Raw genomic sequence first — 17,060 nt, 5'->3', positions numbered from 1 at the left:
CGCAGCAGGGCCAACGTCGTCCCTCTGTTTCAACAGACGATGACGACGGGAGGGACTACATGCCTGCTGCCCGCCTTGGCCTGCCCGGAGGCTTTCCCAAGCCTCAGGGCCTTTACGACCCCTCAAACGAGCACGACGCCTGCGGTGTGGCCATGGTCGCCGACGTCGCCGGCCGCCGCAGCTACGACATCGTCGCCAAGGCGCTGACGGCGCTCCGCAATCTCGACCACCGCGGAGCAAGCGGAAGCGAGCCCGACACCGGCGACGGCGCGGGCATCCTCACACAGATCCCCGACGCGTTCTTCCGCGCGGTCGTGAACTTCGATCTTCCGGCCGAAGGCGCCTACGCCGCCGGCACCGCGTTCCTGCCGCTCGACGAGCAGGCGAGCGACATCGCGATCCGCCTTATCGAGGAGATCGCCGCCGAGGAGGGCGTCACCGTCCTCGGCTGGCGTGACCTGCCCGTCGACGCCGCCCTTCCCGGGGCGAGCGCCCGCGCGGTCATGCCGTCCTTCAAGCAGCTCTTCGTCGCGTCTCCCGGCGGCGAGACCGGGCTCGACCTCGACCGGCGCACGTTCGCCTTCCGCAAGCGGGCCGAGCACGAGGCCGACGTCTACTTCGCGTCGCTGTCCAGCCGGACGATCGTCTACAAGGGCATGCTGACCTCCCTGCAGGTCGAGCCGTTCTTCGCCGACCTGGCCGACGAGCGCTACGTGACCGCGATCGCGCTGGTCCATTCGCGCTTCTCCACCAACACGTTCCCGTCGTGGCCGCTGGCCCACCCGTACCGGTACATCGCGCACAACGGCGAGATCAACACCGTCAAGGGCAACCGGAACTGGATGCGCGCCCGTGAGGCCATGCTCGCCACGGACCTCATCCCCGGCGACCTGAAGCGGCTCTTCCCGGTCTGCGACCCCGACGCCTCCGACACCGCGTCCTTCGACGAGACGCTGGAGCTGCTCCACCTGGGCGGCCGGTCGCTTCCGCACGCCGTGCTCATGATGATCCCCGAGGCGTGGGAGAACCACACCGAGATGGATCCCGCCAGGCGGGCGTTCTACGAGTTCCACTCGACGCTGATGGAGGCCTGGGACGGCCCCGCGTCGATCACCTTCTCCGACGGCACCCTCGTTGGCGCCGTGCTCGACCGGAACGGCCTGCGCCCCGGGCGGTTCTGGGTCACCGACGACGGCCTGGTCGTGCTCGCCTCCGAGGCGGGCGTGCTCTCGGACATCGCGCCGGAGAAGGTCGTCCGCAAGGGCCGCCTCCAGCCCGGCAAGATGTTCCTCGTCGACACCGGCCGTGGCACGATCGTCGAGGACGACGAGATCAAGGCCGAGCTCGCGGCGGCCGAGCCGTACGGCGAGTGGCTGCACGCGGGCCTGGTCCGCTTCGAGGAGCTGCCCGAGCGCGAGCACGAGCACCCCACGCACGAGGCCCTGGTCCGCCGGCAGCAGACCTTCGGGTACACCGAGGAGGAGCTGCGGATCATCCTCGCGCCGATGGCGAAGTCGGCGTACGAGCCGATCGGCTCGATGGGCACCGACACGCCCGTGGCCGTGCTGAGCGAGAAGCCGCGGCTGCTGTTCGACTACTTCAGCCAGCTGTTCGCGCAGGTCACCAACCCTCCGCTGGACGCCATCCGTGAGGAGCTCGTCACCTCGCTGCAGTCGACCATCGGCCCCGAGGGCAACCTGCTCGACCCCGGCCCGGCCTCGTGCCGCCGGCTCGTGCTGCCCTACCCGGTGATCGACAACGACGAGCTCGCCAAGATCATCCACATCAACGACGAGGGCGCGCTGCCCGGCTTCCAGCCGCACGTCGTCTCCGGCCTGTTCGACGTGGCCGGCGGCGGCGACGCCCTGGTGCGGCGGCTGGAGGAGATCCGCCAGGAGGTCTCCGCGGCCATCCGGGACGGCGCGCGGATCATCGTGCTGTCCGACCGCGGCTCCTCGCGGGAGAAGGCGCCGATCCCGTCGCTGCTGCTCACCGGCGCGGTCCACCACCACCTCATCCGGGAGAAGTCGCGCACCCGCGTCGGGCTCGTCCTGGAGACCGGCGAGGCCCGCGAGTGCCACCACATGGCACTGCTCATCGGGTACGGCGCGAGCGCCATCAACCCGTATCTCGCGCTGGAGACGGCCGAGGACATGATCGCCACGGGCATGCTCGACCTGGAGCCGCGCAAGGCCGTCCGCAACCTCATCAAGGCGTACGGCAAGGGCGTCCTCAAGGTCATGTCGAAGATGGGCGTGTCCACGGTCGCGTCCTACACCGGCGCGCAGATCTTCGAGGCGCTCGGCCTCGGCGCCGAGGTCATCGACCAGTGCTTCACCGGCACCACCTCCCGGCTCGGCGGCGTGGGCTTCGACGTCCTCGCCCGCGAGGCGGTGGAGCGGCACCAGCGGGCCTACCCCCGCGCCGAGAACCCCCACCGGCGGCTGGAGGTCGGCGGCGAGTACCAGTGGCGCCGCGAGGGCGAGCCGCACCTGTTCAACCCCACGACCGTCTTCAAGCTGCAGCACGCCACCCGGTCGCGGCGCTACGAGATCTTCAAGGAGTACACCTCGCTCGTGGACGGGCAGTCCGAGCAGCTCATGACGCTGCGCGGCCTGTTCAAGCTGCGCCCCGGCGCCCAGCCCGTCCCGATCGAGGAGGTCGAGCCGGTCGAGTCGATCGTCAAGCGGTTCTCCACCGGCGCCATGTCGTACGGCTCCATCTCGATGGAGGCGCACGAGACCCTGGCCATCGCCATGAACCGGCTCGGCGCCAAGTCGAACACCGGTGAGGGCGGCGAGGACCCGGAGCGGCTGTACGATCCCGAGCGGCGCAGCGCGATCAAGCAGGTGGCCTCCGGCCGCTTCGGCGTGACCAGCGAATACCTCGTCAACGCCGACGACCTGCAGATCAAGATGGCCCAGGGCGCCAAGCCCGGCGAGGGCGGCCAGCTCCCCGGCCACAAGGTGTACCCGTGGATCGCCAGGACCCGGCACTCCACGCCCGGCGTCGGCCTCATTTCGCCGCCGCCGCACCACGACATCTACTCGATCGAGGACCTGGCCCAGCTCATCCACGACCTCAAGAACGCCAACCCGCGGGCCCGCGTCCATGTGAAGCTGGTCTCCGAGGTCGGCGTCGGGACCGTGGCCGCCGGAGTCAGCAAGGCCCACGCCGACGTCGTGCTGATCTCCGGCCACGACGGCGGCACCGGCGCCTCGCCACTGACGTCGCTCAAGCACGCGGGCGCGCCGTGGGAGCTCGGCCTCGCCGAGACCCAGCAGACCCTGCTGCTCAACGGCCTGCGCGACCGCATCGTCGTCCAGGCCGACGGCCAGCTCAAGACCGGCCGCGACGTCATCGTCGCCGCCCTGCTCGGCGCCGAGGAGTACGGCTTCGCGACCGCTCCGCTGGTCGTCTCCGGCTGCGTCATGATGCGGGTCTGCCACCTGGACACCTGCCCGGTCGGCGTCGCCACGCAGAACCCGGAGCTGCGCAAGCGGTTCAGCGGCAAGCCCGAGTTCGTGGTGAACTTCTTCGAGTTCATCGCCCAGGAGGTCCGCGAGTATCTCGCCGAGCTGGGCTTCCGCTCGCTCGACGAGGTCATCGGCCACGCCGAGCTGCTCGACACCGCCGAGGCCGTCGACCACTGGAAGGCCGCCGGGCTCGACCTGTCGCCGATCCTGCACCAGCCGGAGCTGCCCGAGGGCACCCCGCTGCACCAGGTCGTCGAGCAGGACCACGGACTCGACAAGGCCCTCGACAACACGCTCATCCAGCTCGCCGAGGGCGCCCTGGAGTTCGGCGACCGGGTCACGCTGGAGCTGCCCATCCGCAACGTCAACCGCACGGTCGGGACCATGCTCGGCCACGAGGTGACCAAGCGGTACGGCGGAGCCGGCCTGCCCGACAACACGATCGACGTGTCGTTCACCGGGTCGGCGGGCAACTCGTTCGGCGCGTTCGTGCCCCGCGGCGTCACGCTGCGGCTCACCGGCGACGCCAACGACTACCTCGGCAAGGGCCTTTCGGGCGGCCGCCTGGTCGTCCGCCCGCACCCCGACGCGCCGTTCGCCGCCGAGACACAGGTCGTCTCCGGCAACGTCGGCCTGTACGGCGCGACCTCCGGCGAGGTCTTCGTCCGGGGCGTCGTCGGCGAGCGGTTCTGCGTCCGCAACTCGGGCGCCACCGCCGTCGTCGAGGGCGTCGGCGACCACGGCTGCGAGTACATGACCGGCGGCCGGGCCGTCGTCCTCGGCCCCACCGGGCGCAACTTCGCGGCCGGCATGTCGGGCGGCATCGCCTACGCGATCGACCTCAGGCACGAGCGGGTCAACCGCGAGATGGTCGAGATCGAACCGCTGGACGACGAGGACGCCGAGTTCCTCAGGGAGATCGTCGACAAGCACTTCGCGGAGACGGGGTCCACGGTCGCCAAGGACCTGCTGGCCGACTGGGACATCGCCCTCACCAGGTTCAGCAAGGTCATGCCGTCGGACTACAAGCGGGTCCTGCGGGCGCGGGCCGCCGCCGAGGCCGAGGGCCGGGACATCGACGAGGCCGTCATGGCCGCTGCCCACGGATAAGGGGGGAACACCGATGGCTGACCCGAAGGGGTTCATGACGTACGGCCGGGAGCTGCCGGCGCGCCGCCCGATCGACGTGCGGATCCGCGACTGGCGGGAGGTCTACGAGGACTTCCCCAAGCCCGCGCTGACCAAGCAGGCGGCCCGCTGCATGGACTGCGGCATCCCGTTCTGCCACAACGGATGCCCACTGGGGAACCTCATCCCCGAGTGGAACGACCTCGTCTACCGCGACGACTGGCGCGAGGCGATCGAGCGGCTGCACGCCACCAACAACTTCCCGGAGTTCACCGGCCGCCTGTGCCCGGCTCCGTGTGAGGCGGCGTGCGTCCTCGGCATCAACTCCGACCCCGTCGCGATCAAGCGGGTCGAGGTCGAGATCATCGACAGGGCCTTCGCCGAGGGCTGGGTCACCCCCCAGCCGCCGCTCGCGAAGACCGGCAGGCGCGTGGCCGTCGTGGGATCCGGCCCCGCCGGTCTCGCGGCCGCCCAGCAGCTCACCCGGGCCGGGCACGACGTGGTCGTGTTCGAGCGGGCCGACCGGATCGGCGGGCTGCTCCGCTACGGCATCCCCGAGTTCAAGATGGAGAAGCGGCACATCGACCGCCGTCTCGCCCAGATGGAGGCCGAGGGCACCGAGTTCCGCACGTCGGTCGACGTCGGCGCCGACGTGACCGCCGCCCAGCTCCGCGAGGAGTTCGACGCGATCGTGCTCGCGGGCGGCGCCACCGCCTGGCGTGACCTGCCGGTGCCCGGCCGCGGGCTCAGGGGTGTCCACCAGGCGATGGAGTATCTCCCGCTGGCCAACAAGGTCCAGCAGGGGGACCTCCCCGGCTCTCCCATCTCCGCCGAGGGCAGGCACGTCGTCGTGATCGGCGGCGGCGACACCGGGGCGGACTGCATCGGCACGGCCATCCGCCAGGGGGCGTTGTCCGTCACCCAGCTGGAGATCATGCCGAGGCCGCCGGTCGGCCGTCCCGGCTCGCAGCCGTGGCCGACCTACCCGATGCTGTTCAAGATGGAGAGCGCGCACGAGGAGCTGGAGGCCGGCGGGGGCGACCGGGTCTACGCGGTCTCCACGGTCGAGTTCGCCGGCGACGCCGAGGGCAACGTCCGGGCGCTGCGCGTGGTCGACGTCGAGGGCCCGGAGGCGGGGTTCAAGCCGATCCCCGGCACCGAGCGCGAGATCCCGGCCGAGCTCGTCACGCTCGCCATGGGCTTCCTCGGCCCGGAGAAGGGCCCGCTGCTGAACGACCTCGCCGCGCTGGCGGACGACCCCCAGTCGTTCTTCGACCCGCGGGGCAACGTGGCCCGCGGCAAGGCGTACGAGACGGCCGTGGAGGGCGTCTTCGCGGCCGGCGACATGGGCCGCGGGCAGTCGCTCATCGTGTGGGCGATCGCGGAGGGCCGCTCGGCGGCGGCGGCGGTGGACCGGTACCTCACGGGCCAGACGGCCCTTCCGGTGCCCATCCCTCCGACGGCGCGGCCGCTCGTCTGATACAGGGGCGATAGCCGTACAAAACGGGAAGTATCTCAGGCAGCCGGTTGCATTCGTCTCCGGCTGCCTGAAGGATGCTGAGCCCGGACTGGGGGAGGAATTCTTGAAAGCACGGGGGCGTCTCGCCGGAGCACTCGTCTCGATCGCGCTGCTGGGGGCCGCCGGAGCCACCGCGGCCGGCATTCCGGCGCCGTCGCCGGCGCCGTCCGGTCCGGCCGGAGACTACCTGGTCTTCTACGCCGAGGGCGGCCGTGCGGCGGCGCTCCAGGCCGTCAAGGACGCGGGGGCCACTCTTGACGGGCAGGACGACCGGCTCGGCTACCTGATCGCGCGGACCGGGTCGCCCGAGCGGATCGGGGCCGGCCCCGCCGTGGTCGGCGTCACGCTCGACCGCCGCATCGGCGCGGTCGCCCGCGCGGGGGAGCGGACCGCGGCCTCTTCTACGGCTTCTCGGGCTTCTACGGCTTCTCGGGCCTCGTCCGTCTCACGGCGGGGGAGCAGCACCTCCGGGGGCGACCCGCTGTCGGGCCGTCAGTGGGACATGGCGATGATCGGCGCCACCCCCACCGGGTCGTACGCCAAGGTCAGGGGCAGCCACAAGGTGCTGGTGGGCATCATCGACACCGGTGTCGACGGAAACCACCCGGACATCGCGCCGAACTTCAACCGGGCGCTCAGCCGCAACTTCGTCACGGACCGCCCCAAGGACTCCAACGGCAAGAAGTTCGACGGCGCCTGCGAGTACAAGGGCTGCAAGGACCCGGCCGACGTGGACGACGACGGGCACGGCACCCACGTCGCCAGCACCATCGGCTCGCCGCTCAACGGCATCGGCGTCGCCGGGGTCGCGCCCGGCGTGTCCCTGGTCAACCTGCGCGCCGGCACCGACTCGGGCTACTTCTTCCTCAAGCCGACCATGGACGCCCTGACATACGCCGGCGACGTGGGCATCGACGTGGTCAACATGAGTTTCTACGTCGACCCCTGGACCTTCAACTGCACCGCCAACCCGCAGGACACCCGGGCACAGCAGCTCGAACAGCGGGGCATCATCACGGGCATGCGGCGGGCGCTCGACTACGCCCGCAAGCGCGGCGTCACGCTCATCACCGCCATCGGCAACAGCGGCACCGACCTCGGCAAGCCCACGCGGGACACCGCCAGCCCCGACTACCCCCTTGGCGCGGAGCGGGACCGCAAGGTCGACAACTCCTGCGTCAACGTCCCGGCCGAGCTCGACGGCGTCATCTCGGTCTCCGCCGTCGGCCCGAGCGGGCGGAAGGCCGTCTACTCCGACTACGGCATCGAGCAGACCGACATCGCCGCGCCCGGCGGCGACATGTTCGACGGCGGCACGCCGCTCAAGGGCGCCCGCCGGGAGATCCTGGCGGCCGCGCCGTACCGCGCGCTGCGCGCCGGGGGCCTCGTCGACGCTCACGGCAAGCCGGACGACCCGGCGGTCGTGCAGGAGTGCCACGGCGGCAAGTGCGCCTACTACCAGTACCTCGAGGGCACCTCGATGGCCGCGCCCCACGTCACGGGGATCGCCGCGCTCATCATCAGCCGGTTCGGCAAGCCGGGCAAGGGCGGCCTGTACATGGACCCGGCCAAGGTCGAGAAGCTGCTCTACGCCTCCGCCGTCCAGAAGACCTGCCCCTCACCCCGGGCGGCGAAGTACGGCGCGGGCGGCACGCAGCTGTGCGAGGGCGGCAAGGACAAGAACGGGTTCTACGGCCACGGCATCGCCAACGCCCTCCGCGCCGTAGGTTAGGTAGCGGAGGCATCTGAGTACGCGGACGGATGCCGCCGGACGGGGGCCGGATCTACCTTCGAGGTCGGAGGGCAGATCATGATTTATCGCATTCTCGGGGAAGCCACCATGGTGGCGCACTTCCTGGTCATCGCGTACATCGGCCTGGGCGGCTTCCTCGCCTGGCTGTGGCCCCGGCTGTTCTGGCCGCATCTCGCCATCTCCGCCTGGGGCCTCGTCCAGATCGCCGGGCTGGCCGAGTGTCCCCTCACGGCGATCGAGAACTGGGCACGCGCCCATGCCGGGGAGCGGGGCCTCGCCCCCGGCGGCTTCATCGACACCTACATCCAGGGCACCGTCTACCCCGCCGAGTACGCCGTGCTCGTGCGGTGGATCGTGGTCGGCGTCGTGCTCGTCTCCTGGGCCGGCTTCTACCTTCGCCGGAGGTCCCTACAGAAATCCGTCTTCTAGGATGACCGGTCAGCTCGCGTAGCCGCAGGCCGTCTCCGCGTACGACAGGAACGTCGCCTGGGTCTGCTTGGACGGCGTCGAGATGAGCCAGTACATCTTCCCGCCCCCGACCGTCGCCCACACCGGGAACAGGTAGGCCTTCTTGGCCTCCGCGAACGCGTGCATATCGCAGCGCGCGGGAGTCACCTCCACCGGGATCTCCACACTCCTGGAGCCGGGCGCGAGCACGATGACAGGCCGGTGTCTGCCCGACAGCGGCTTGACGTCGAAGTGCGTGGTGTTGCCGAGATCGTCCACCGTGATGGGCTCGTTCCCGCCCTTCCTCGTCACCATGAGCACCCCGTGCAGCGTCTTCCCGACGTGGGCCCACGAGGCCCCGAATGTCACGTCCACCGACTGCCGCAGGATGAAGGCGCCGCACTCGGCGGTCACCAACTGGGCCAGGAGGGGATCCGGATGCGGAATGACGAACCTGACCTCATGAAGGGGTTCGTTTCCCACCTGGAGGTGTGCCGCCACCGTCGCCGGCTTCACTGAAGGGACCTTCGCCGGGTCGCAGCGGGCTTCGCCGTACGTAACCTGGAAATCGGTCCGCGGCGTCTTGCCGAGCGTCGTTTCGACCTGGGCCGGGGGAAGCGTCACGAACGAGTCGGTGACGAGCTGCACATCATGGAAGCGCACCGGGGTAGAGGTGTCGTTGCGCACGGAGATCTCGATCGCATGGGAAGCCTCGTCGCTGCGCCATTGGTTCAGCGACACGGAAACACCCGCTGGTGGTTTGCTCGATTGGGTACTCTGGGCTGCGCAGGCGGTTACGGTGAGCAGCGCCGCCATCGCACTCCATATCCGGGTACGTCCCATGGGGCGCAACGGTAGAACATGCGGGTGACCGCGTGAAGTCTGAACATTTGGCGACAGCTCTGGGCGTCGTCGCAATCAAGTGGTCTGTACCAATTAGGGTGGGTCCTGTGAGTCGTCGAGCAAAGATCGTCTGTACCCTTGGCCCCGCCACCTCCTCGCCGGAGCGCCTCCGCGAGCTCATCGCCGCAGGCATGAACGTGGCCCGCTTCAACCTCTCCCACGGCAGCCACGAGCTCCACAAGGAGGTGCTGGACCGGGTCAGGGCCGCCGCCGACGAGCTGGGCCAGGCCGTCGGAGTCCTCGCCGATCTGCAGGGTCCCAAGATCCGCGTCGGCCGCTTCGCCTCCGGCCCCGTACGGCTCGGCTTCGGTGACGTTTTCACCGTCACCACCGAGGACGTGCCGGGAGACCGGGACATCGTCTCCACCACCTACGCGGGCCTCCCCGGCGACGTCAAGCCGGGCGACACCATCCTCGTCGACGACGGCCGCCTCAACCTCGAGGTGACGGCCGTGGAGGGCCCCCGCGTTGTGACCCGCGTCGTCATCGGCGGGATGATCTCCGACAACAAGGGGCTGAACCTCCCCGGCGTCGCCGTCAGCGCCCCCGCGCTCACCGAGAAGGACGAGGAGGACCTGCGCTGGGCCCTCCGCACGGGCTTTGACATGATCGCCCTGTCGTTCGTCCGGTCGCCCGAGGACGCGGACATCGTCCGCGGGATCATGGAGGAGGAGGGCGTCCACCTGCCACTCCTCGCCAAGATCGAGAAGCCGCAGGCCGTCGAGTGCCTCGAGGAGATCGTCGACGCGTTCGACGGCGTCATGGTGGCCCGCGGCGACCTCGGCGTCGAGCTGCCCCTGGAGCAGGTTCCGATCGTCCAGCGCCGCATCATCGAGCTCTGCCGCGAGAAGGCGCACCCCGTCATCGTGGCCACCCAGATGCTCGACTCGATGATGAGCGCCCCCCGCCCGACCCGCGCCGAGGCCTCCGACGTCGCCTACGCCGTCATGGACGGCGCCGACGCGGTCATGCTGTCCGGCGAGACCTCGGTCGGCACCTACCCCATCGAGTCGGTCTCCACGATGGCCCGCATCGCCATCGCCGCCGAAGGCACCGCGCTGCGCGCCACGCACACCCTGGAGCGCCTTCCCGAGACCACCGGCGGCGCCATCGCCCGCGCGGCGGCCGAGGTCGGCGCGATCGTGGGCGCCCGGGCGCTCGTGGCGTTCACCATGTCCGGCGAGACCGCCCGCCGCCTGGCCCGGTACCGCTCGCCGATCCCGCTGCTGGCCTTCACCTCCAACCCGCAGGTGCGCGGCCAGCTCGCGCTGACGTGGGGCGTCGAGACCTTCGAGGTGCCGTTCGTCCACCACACCGACGACATGGTGCGTCAGGTGGAGGCCTCGTTGCTGTCCCTCGGCCAGTTCGAGAAGGGCGACAAGATCGTCATCGTCGCCGGCTCCCCGCCCGGGAACCCCGGGTCCACCAACGCCCTCCGGGTCCACACGATCGGCTCCGCGGTGGCCCACGCCCGCTGACGGCGTGGGGCCCCCGGTAGCCCGCTAAAACCGGTTGATCGAAGCAACCTTCCTGGTGAAGCATGACAGGTGCGAGTCGTCCGATCCTGTCCCATGCACCGGTGAGGAGAGCTGCGCCCGACCATGGCTTCAGACCCCGATCAAGATCCTTATGGCGATCCCGATAGGAGGCCGGGAGCCCGGCGGCTCTCCTGGCGCTCGCTGTGGCGGCTGCGGTCCTACCTGCGGCCCTACGTCCGGGTTCTCATCGTGTCCTGGGTGGCCGCGTTCCTCGGCATCGCCGCGGGCACGGTCATCCCGCTCGTCGGCAAGGAGATCATCGACGGCCCGGTGAGGCATGGCGACCTTGGAGCGCTCCTGCCGCTAGGGCTGCTCGCGCTCGGCCTGGGGATCGCGGAGGCGGTCCTCACGTTCGTCCGGAGGTGGTCCCAGATCGGGGCCGTCCTCGGCCTGGAGACCGCCCTCCGGGACGACCTCTACGGCCAGCTCCAGCGCCTCCCGATGAGCTTTCACGGCGAGTGGCAGTCCGGCCAGCTCCTGTCCCGCGCGACGACCGACCTGTCGACCATCCGCCGCTTCCTCGGGTTCGGCGTGCTGTTCCTGGTCATGAACGTCATCCAGCTCACCGCCGTGATCATCGTGCTCCTGCGGATGTACTGGCCGCTCGGGCTGCTCGTCACCGCGTCGGCGGTGCCCATCGTGGCGATCTCGCTCCGGTTCGAGAAGCGGTACATCGGCATCTCCCGTCAGGTCCAGGACCAGCAGGGCGACCTCGCCACCCTCGTCGAGGAGTCGGCGGTGGGCATCCGCACCATCAAGGCGTTCGGCCGGCGGCGCCACCTCTACGAGACCTTCGACGACACCGCCCGCAAGATCCACGGGACGTCGCTCGCCAAGGTGCGCCTCGCCTCCCGGTTCTTCACGTTCCTCGAAGTCGTCCCCAACGTCACCCTCGCCATGGTGCTGCTGCTCGGCGCGCTCGCCGTCGCCCACGGCTCGCTGACCATCGGCACGCTGGTCGCCTTCACCACCCTCGTGCTCCAGCTCGTCTGGCCGGTCGCCTCTCTCGGCTACATCCTCGCCATGGGCCAGGAGGCGATGACCTCCGCCGACCGCGTGATCGAGGTGCTCGACACCGTCCCCGAGATCACCGGCGGCACCCGCGTCATCGAGGAGCCGCGCGGACACCTCCGGTTCGAGGGCGTGGAGTTCCGCTTCCCCGGCGGCGACCGGCCCGTGCTGCGCGACGTCTGGCTCGACGTGGCCCCGGGGGAGACGGTCGCCATCGTCGGCGCCACCGGGTCCGGCAAGACCACCCTGACCGCCCTCGTCCCCCGGCTCTGCGACGTCACCGCCGGCCGGGTCACCATCGACGGGCACGACGTGCGCGACCTGTCCCTGCCCGCGCTGCGCTCGGTCGTCGCCACCGCGTTCGAGGAGCCGACGCTGTTCTCGATGAGCGTCCGGGAGAACCTCACGCTCGGCCACCGCCACGCCACCGACGACGACATCCGCGAAGCCCTGGAGATCGCCCAGGCCACCTTCGCCTACGACCTGCCCTGGGGGCTCGACACCCGGATCGGCGAGCAGGGGATGTCCCTGTCCGGCGGCCAGCGGCAGCGCCTGGCCCTGGCCCGCGCCGTCCTCGGCAAACCCAGGATCCTCGTCCTCGACGACACCCTCTCCGCCCTCGACGTCGAGACCGAGGCCCTCGTCGAGGAGGCGCTGCGCCGGGTCCTCGCCGACGCGACCGGCCTCGTCGTCGCCCACAGGGCCTCCACCGTGCTGCTGGCCGACCGGGTCGCCCTTCTCCGCGACGGCACCATCACCCACATCGGCCGGCATCCCGACCTGCTGTCCGGAGTCCCGGAGTACCGCGCCCTGCTCGCCCAGGACGCCGACCTCGACCCCGAGCAGGCGGTGCGATGACCGGCACGACAGCTGACAAGACGACCGGCGCGACGGCTGGCGAAGCGACCGACAGATGGCGCGGCGTGGCCGCCGAGGACAAGGAGCACATCCCCGAGACCGTCTCGCTCCTGCTGCGGACCCGCTCGCGCCGGCTGCTCGGCGACCTGCTGCGGCCCCACCGCAAGGCGATCGGCGTGCTCACCGCCGTCATCGTGGTGTCCAATGCCGCCGGCCTCGCCCTGCCGTACCTCGTGAAGACCGGCATCGACAGCGGCATCCCGCCGATGACACACGGCAGGGGAGCCGGGACGCTCCTGACGATCGTCGCGGCCATCGTCGCGGCCGCGCTGACCCAGGCGGTCACCCGGCAGGCGTTCCTCCAGCTCTCCGGGCGGATCGGGCAGGACATCCTGCTCGAACTGCGCCGCCGCGTGTTCAACCATTTCCAAAGGCTGTCCCTCTCCTTCCACGAGAAGTACACCTCCGGCCGGGTCATCGCCCGGCTCACCTCGGATGTCGAGGCCATCGCGGAGCTGCTCGACTCGGGCTTCGACGGGCTCGTCACAGCCGTGCTCACCCTCTTCGGCACGGCCGCCATGCTGCTCGTGCTCGACGTCCACCTCGGCCTGGTGGCTCTGTTGCCGCTGCCCGTCCTGCTGCTGTTCACCCGGTGGTTCCGCCGCCAGTCGAGCGCGGCCTACCGTAGGACCCGCGAGACCGTCGCACTCGTCATCGTGCACTTCGTCGAGTCCATGACCGGCATCCGCGCCGTGCAGGCCTTCCGCAGAGAGCCCCGCAACCAGGAGATCTTCGAGAAGCTCAACGCCGACTACCGCGACGCCAACACGCGCGGCTCACGCCTCGTGGCGATCTTCATGCCCGGCATCAAGCTCATCGGGAACGTCACCGTGGCCATCGTCCTGCTGTACGGCGGGTGGCTCGCCGTGCGCGGCACGGTGACGGTCGGGGTGCTGGCCGCCTTCCTGCTCTACCTGCGCCAGTTCTACGAGCCGATGCAGGAGATCAGCCAGTTCTACAACGCCCTCCAGTCGGCCGGGGCCGCCCTGGAGAAGCTCTCCGGCGTGCTGGAGGAGCAGCCGGACGTCGCGGAGCCCCGGCGCCCCGCCACGCTGGCCCGCCCCCGCGGCGCGCTCCGGTTCGACGCCGTGGAGTTCGCCTACGCCGGCGGTCCGCCCGTCCTGCCCCGCCTCGACCTGGAGATCCCCTCGGGCCAGACCGTCGCCGTTGTCGGCACCACGGGAGCGGGCAAGACCACCCTCGCCAAGCTGATCTCGCGCTTCTACGATCCGGTGACCGGCCGGGTCCTCCTCGACGGCCTCGACCTGCGCGACCTCGACGAGACCACGCTGCGCCGCCACGTGGTCATGGTCACCCAGGAGAACTTCCTGTTCACCGGGACGATCGCCGACAACATCCGATTCGGGCGACCCGAGGCGTCCATGGCCGCCGTCGCCGAGGCCGCCGAAGCCATCGGCGCGCACGAGTTCGTCGCGACGCTGCCCGATGGCTACCAGACCCAGGTCGGCAAGCGCGGCGGCCGAATGTCGGCCGGGCAGCGGCAGCTCGTGGCCTTCGCCCGGGCCTTCCTCGCCGATCCCGCCGTGCTGATCCTCGACGAGGCAACCTCCAGCCTCGACGTGCCGAGCGAGCGGCTCGTCCAGCGGGCCCTCCGCACGATCCTGGCCGACCGCACCGCCATCATCATCGCCCACCGCCTGTCCACCGTGGAGATCGCCGAGCGGGTGCTCGTCATGGAGGGCGGCCGCGTCGTCGAGGACGGCCCGCCCGAGCACCTCATCACCCGATCCGGCCGGTTCGCCCGCCTCCACCAGGCCTGGCTCGACAGCCTCGCCTGAGCGCCTCAATCTTGTAGGGCTCCTGGGCGCTACGCGACATCATTGATGTTTCTCTGCCAGCATCGGTGATGACATACTTAAGGGCATGCGGACGACGTTAAGGCTGGACGACGATGTTCTCGCGGCGGTGGAGCAACTGAAGCGCGAACGGCACATCAGCCTGAGCGAGGCCATCAACGAACTGGTGCGCGAGGGGCTCCGAGCGCGTCCGGCTCCTAAGACGTTTCGCCAACGGACCGAGGCGCTGGGAATGCGTGTCGACGTTTCCAATGTCGCGGAGGCGCTGGAGTTGCTCGACGAACTGGGGGACGAGAGATGATCGTCGACGCCAACATCCTGCTCTACGCGGTCGACGAGACGAGCCCGTTCCACAAGACATCACTGGAGTGGCTGGAAAGCGCGCTCAACGGCCCCGTCAGGATCGGGCTGCCATGGGCTTCCCTCACGGCGTTCCTTCGCATCTCGACCCATCCGCGCGTCTCGGCGCACCCACTGACTGCTGAGCAGGCGTGGAGCTATGTCGAGGATTGGCTCGATGCGGGACCCGCCTGGGTCCCGTTGCCGACGCCCCGGCATGCCGACGTCCTGCGAGATCTCCTGATCCGCGGCGACGTGCGCGGCAACCTGGTGACGGACGCCCACCTGGCGGCCCTGGCGCTCGAGCACGGCGTCGGCGTTTGCTCGGCCGACTCCGACTTCGCCCGCTTTCCCGGCGTCACCTGGCACAACCCCATAGCGCTGAGGTGATAGCCGGGAAACCGTTGCGGGACGGCGACGCCGGTTGGAAGCATGGCGTCGCGAAGGGAGGGCATGCCATGCGACTGCGCGTGACGTATCGCCTCGGCGTGCTCCTGTACCGCCTTGGCGGCGACCGCGGTACCGGTCTCGCGCGCGTTTAGCTGGCTCGTAGGGTGGGGTGGTGGCGATCCCCCCGAACAGTGGCAGCGGCCCCGGGCCGATCGCGCCCGATGGCTGTGCCGTGGAGTTCTACGCGCTCCTGCCTCCCGGAGAGGAACCCGCGATCATCCAGGCCGCTGTCGGCGACGGCCGTACGATCCTCGACCTTGGGTCCGGGCCGGGTCGGCTGGCCCATGCCCTGGCCGCGCTCGGGTTCTCCGTGGTCGCGGTCGACGAGTCCCCGGACATGCTGGCCCGTGTCGCCGGTGTCGAGACCGTCTGCGCCCGAATTCAGGATCTCCGTCTGGACCAGCGGTTCGACACCGTTCTCCTCGCCTCGCACCTCGTCAACACCCCCGACGACCATGAACGGCGGCGGCTGCTGGACACCTGCCGCCATCACCTCGCCGAGGGCGGCGGCGCGCTGATCCAATGGCAGCCCGCCGAGATCCAGGACGCCTGGGAGCGAGGTCAGGGCGGCACCAAGGGCGGCGTGACCTTCACGATGACCGAGCTCAGCCGCTCGGCGCCCGGCCTGGTGTCCGCCACGATGCGCTACGAGGTAGGCGCTCGGACCTGGACCCATTCCTTCACCACGCGGAGACTTACACAGGACGCGTTGACGGCTGAGTTGGGGGCCGCCGGTCTAGTCGTCGACGCCTACCTGACCCCCGACCACACCTGGCTCCGCGCCGTTCCCGCACCATAACCGGGCACCAGTTCCAATTAAGGTCGCTCAGGCGTGCATCGACGAGGGCGCGGTCCACGGTGTCGTGGGGGGGTTGCATGCGGCTACCATGCCATCCACCACTCGCAGTTTCGCTGCCCCTACAAGTTGAAGTGCCCCGGGTGGGATTCGAACCCACACTTTGCGGGTTTTGAATCCGCTCCCTCTGCCATTGGGGTACCGAGGCTTCAATCCGGACTTATGTTCGTTTGTCCGAACCCGTCGCCTAGAGCTTAGCGGACCTGTGATCGGCCGCGCGGCCCTGGCGTGGTCCTAATGTAGCGGACGTCGGTAACCTCTTGTGCGTGAGTACGCAGCGGCGAGTGGTGATCGCGGAAGATGAGGCACTGATCCGCCTCGACCTCAAGGAGATGCTCGAAGAGGACGGCTACGCCGTGGTTGGAGAGGCCGGTGATGGGGAGAGCGCGGTCAAACTGGCCATGGAGCTCCGGCCCGATCTGGTGATCCTCGACGTCAAGATGCCGGTTCTCGACGGGATCTCGGCGGCGGAGCGGATCGTGTCCGAGCGGATCGCACCATGCCTCATCCTGACCGCATTCTCGCAGCGGGACCTGGTCGAGCGGGCCAGGGACGCGGGGGCGATGGCCTACCTGGTCAAGCCGTTCACCAAGGGTGACCTGGTCCCGGCGATCGAGATGGCGGTCAGCCGCCACGAGGAGATCGCGGCGCTGGAGAAGGAGGTCACCACCCTCTCCGACAGGCTGGAGACCAGGAAGCTGGTGGAACGGGCGAAGGGGCTGCTCATGGCCCAGCACGGCTGGACCGAGCCGCAGGCGTTCCGGTGGATCCAGAAGGCGTCCATGGACCGGCGCATGAGCATGCGCCAGGTGGCGCAGATCGTCGTGAACGAGGGAGCCGGATCGTCCGAGCCGTCGGCCTGAGGTGGGCTGGGGCCGTACCCGCCGGTAAGGTCGGGCCACGTG

12 protein-coding genes and 1 tRNA gene are annotated in these 17,060 nt (G+C 70.0%); 11 read left to right on the top strand and 2 right to left on the bottom strand.

Annotation, left to right across the window (positions count from 1 at the left end):
* Positions 1 to 59: 59 nt before the first annotated feature.
* From gltB to N5079_RS10180, 4 genes are all read left to right on the top strand, one after another.
* Positions 60 to 4,586, top strand: coding sequence for a glutamate synthase large subunit (gltB, locus tag N5079_RS10195; protein ID WP_261583357.1), 4,527 nt, complete (start codon positions 60 to 62; stop codon positions 4,584 to 4,586).
* Between the two features lie 13 nt (positions 4,587 to 4,599).
* Positions 4,600 to 6,084, top strand: a complete 1,485-nt coding sequence (locus N5079_RS10190; protein ID WP_261583356.1) for a glutamate synthase subunit beta — start codon at positions 4,600 to 4,602, stop codon at positions 6,082 to 6,084.
* A gap of 103 nt (positions 6,085 to 6,187) precedes the next feature.
* Complete coding sequence (locus N5079_RS10185; RefSeq protein WP_261583355.1) at positions 6,188 to 7,855, top strand: S8 family peptidase; 1,668 nt, start codon at positions 6,188 to 6,190, stop codon at positions 7,853 to 7,855.
* 78 nt (positions 7,856 to 7,933) lie between these two features.
* A complete protein-coding gene (locus N5079_RS10180) occupies positions 7,934 to 8,305 on the top strand; it encodes a DUF2784 domain-containing protein (RefSeq protein ID WP_261583354.1) in 372 nt (123 codons plus the stop codon).
* 9 nt (positions 8,306 to 8,314) lie between these two features.
* Here the strand turns inward: N5079_RS10180 and N5079_RS10175 are convergent, their stop codons facing one another.
* A complete protein-coding gene (locus tag N5079_RS10175; RefSeq protein WP_261583353.1) occupies positions 8,315 to 9,064 on the bottom strand; it encodes a hypothetical protein in 750 nt (249 codons plus the stop codon).
* A 209-nt stretch (positions 9,065 to 9,273) separates the two neighbouring features.
* On the opposite strand from N5079_RS10175, the gene pyk reads away from it, so the two are divergent.
* From pyk to N5079_RS10145, 6 genes are all read left to right on the top strand, one after another.
* Positions 9,274 to 10,704, top strand: coding sequence for a pyruvate kinase (pyk, locus tag N5079_RS10170; protein WP_261583352.1), 1,431 nt, complete (start codon positions 9,274 to 9,276; stop codon positions 10,702 to 10,704).
* Between the two features lie 123 nt (positions 10,705 to 10,827).
* Entirely contained in the window at positions 10,828 to 12,633 is a 1,806-nt protein-coding gene (locus N5079_RS10165) for an ABC transporter ATP-binding protein (protein WP_261583351.1), read from the top strand.
* Positions 12,630 to 14,492, top strand: coding sequence for an ABC transporter ATP-binding protein (locus N5079_RS10160; RefSeq protein ID WP_261583350.1), 1,863 nt, complete (start codon positions 12,630 to 12,632; stop codon positions 14,490 to 14,492). The genes N5079_RS10165 and N5079_RS10160 overlap by 4 nt, the downstream gene beginning before the upstream one ends.
* Before the next feature lie 85 nt (positions 14,493 to 14,577).
* Positions 14,578 to 14,811 (top strand): CopG family transcriptional regulator, encoded by a 234-nt coding sequence (locus N5079_RS10155; protein ID WP_261583349.1) that lies wholly within the window; start codon positions 14,578 to 14,580, stop codon positions 14,809 to 14,811.
* Positions 14,808 to 15,239 carry a type II toxin-antitoxin system VapC family toxin gene (locus N5079_RS10150; protein ID WP_261583348.1) on the top strand — a complete coding sequence of 144 codons (432 nt, stop codon included), beginning with the start codon at positions 14,808 to 14,810 and terminating at the stop codon, positions 15,237 to 15,239. Before N5079_RS10155 ends, N5079_RS10150 begins: the two co-directional genes overlap by 4 nt.
* A gap of 172 nt (positions 15,240 to 15,411) precedes the next feature.
* A complete protein-coding gene (locus N5079_RS10145; RefSeq protein ID WP_261583347.1) occupies positions 15,412 to 16,098 on the top strand; it encodes a class I SAM-dependent methyltransferase in 687 nt (228 codons plus the stop codon).
* Positions 16,099 to 16,230: 132 nt separating this feature from the next.
* Here the strand turns inward: N5079_RS10145 and N5079_RS10140 are convergent.
* Positions 16,231 to 16,303, bottom strand: a tRNA-Leu gene (locus N5079_RS10140).
* Between the two features lie 118 nt (positions 16,304 to 16,421).
* Between N5079_RS10140 and N5079_RS10135 the strand changes: the two genes are divergently transcribed.
* Positions 16,422 to 17,018, top strand: coding sequence for an ANTAR domain-containing response regulator (locus N5079_RS10135; protein WP_261583346.1), 597 nt, complete (start codon positions 16,422 to 16,424; stop codon positions 17,016 to 17,018).
* Positions 17,019 to 17,060: the final 42 nt, after the last annotated feature.

Origin of the sequence: Planotetraspora sp. A-T 1434 (genome assembly GCF_025420585.1) — a bacterium.
In the GTDB taxonomy this organism is placed as follows: domain Bacteria; phylum Actinomycetota; class Actinomycetes; order Streptosporangiales; family Streptosporangiaceae; genus JAOEGB01.
Note: the sequence above shows the minus strand (reverse complement) of the source record. Positions and strands in the feature narration are given on the sequence as shown.

Coding starts and splice junctions, on each gene's coding strand:
- gltB (WP_261583357.1), top strand. CDS start 60: ATGCCTGCTGCCCGCCTTGGCCTGCCCGGAGGCTTTCCCAAGCCTCAG.
- N5079_RS10190 (WP_261583356.1), top strand. CDS start 4,600: ATGGCTGACCCGAAGGGGTTCATGACGTACGGCCGGGAGCTGCCGGCG.
- N5079_RS10180 (WP_261583354.1), top strand. CDS start 7,934: ATGATTTATCGCATTCTCGGGGAAGCCACCATGGTGGCGCACTTCCTG.
- N5079_RS10165 (WP_261583351.1), top strand. CDS start 10,828: ATGGCTTCAGACCCCGATCAAGATCCTTATGGCGATCCCGATAGGAGG.
- N5079_RS10160 (WP_261583350.1), top strand. CDS start 12,630: ATGACCGGCACGACAGCTGACAAGACGACCGGCGCGACGGCTGGCGAA.
- N5079_RS10155 (WP_261583349.1), top strand. CDS start 14,578: ATGCGGACGACGTTAAGGCTGGACGACGATGTTCTCGCGGCGGTGGAG.
- N5079_RS10150 (WP_261583348.1), top strand. CDS start 14,808: ATGATCGTCGACGCCAACATCCTGCTCTACGCGGTCGACGAGACGAGC.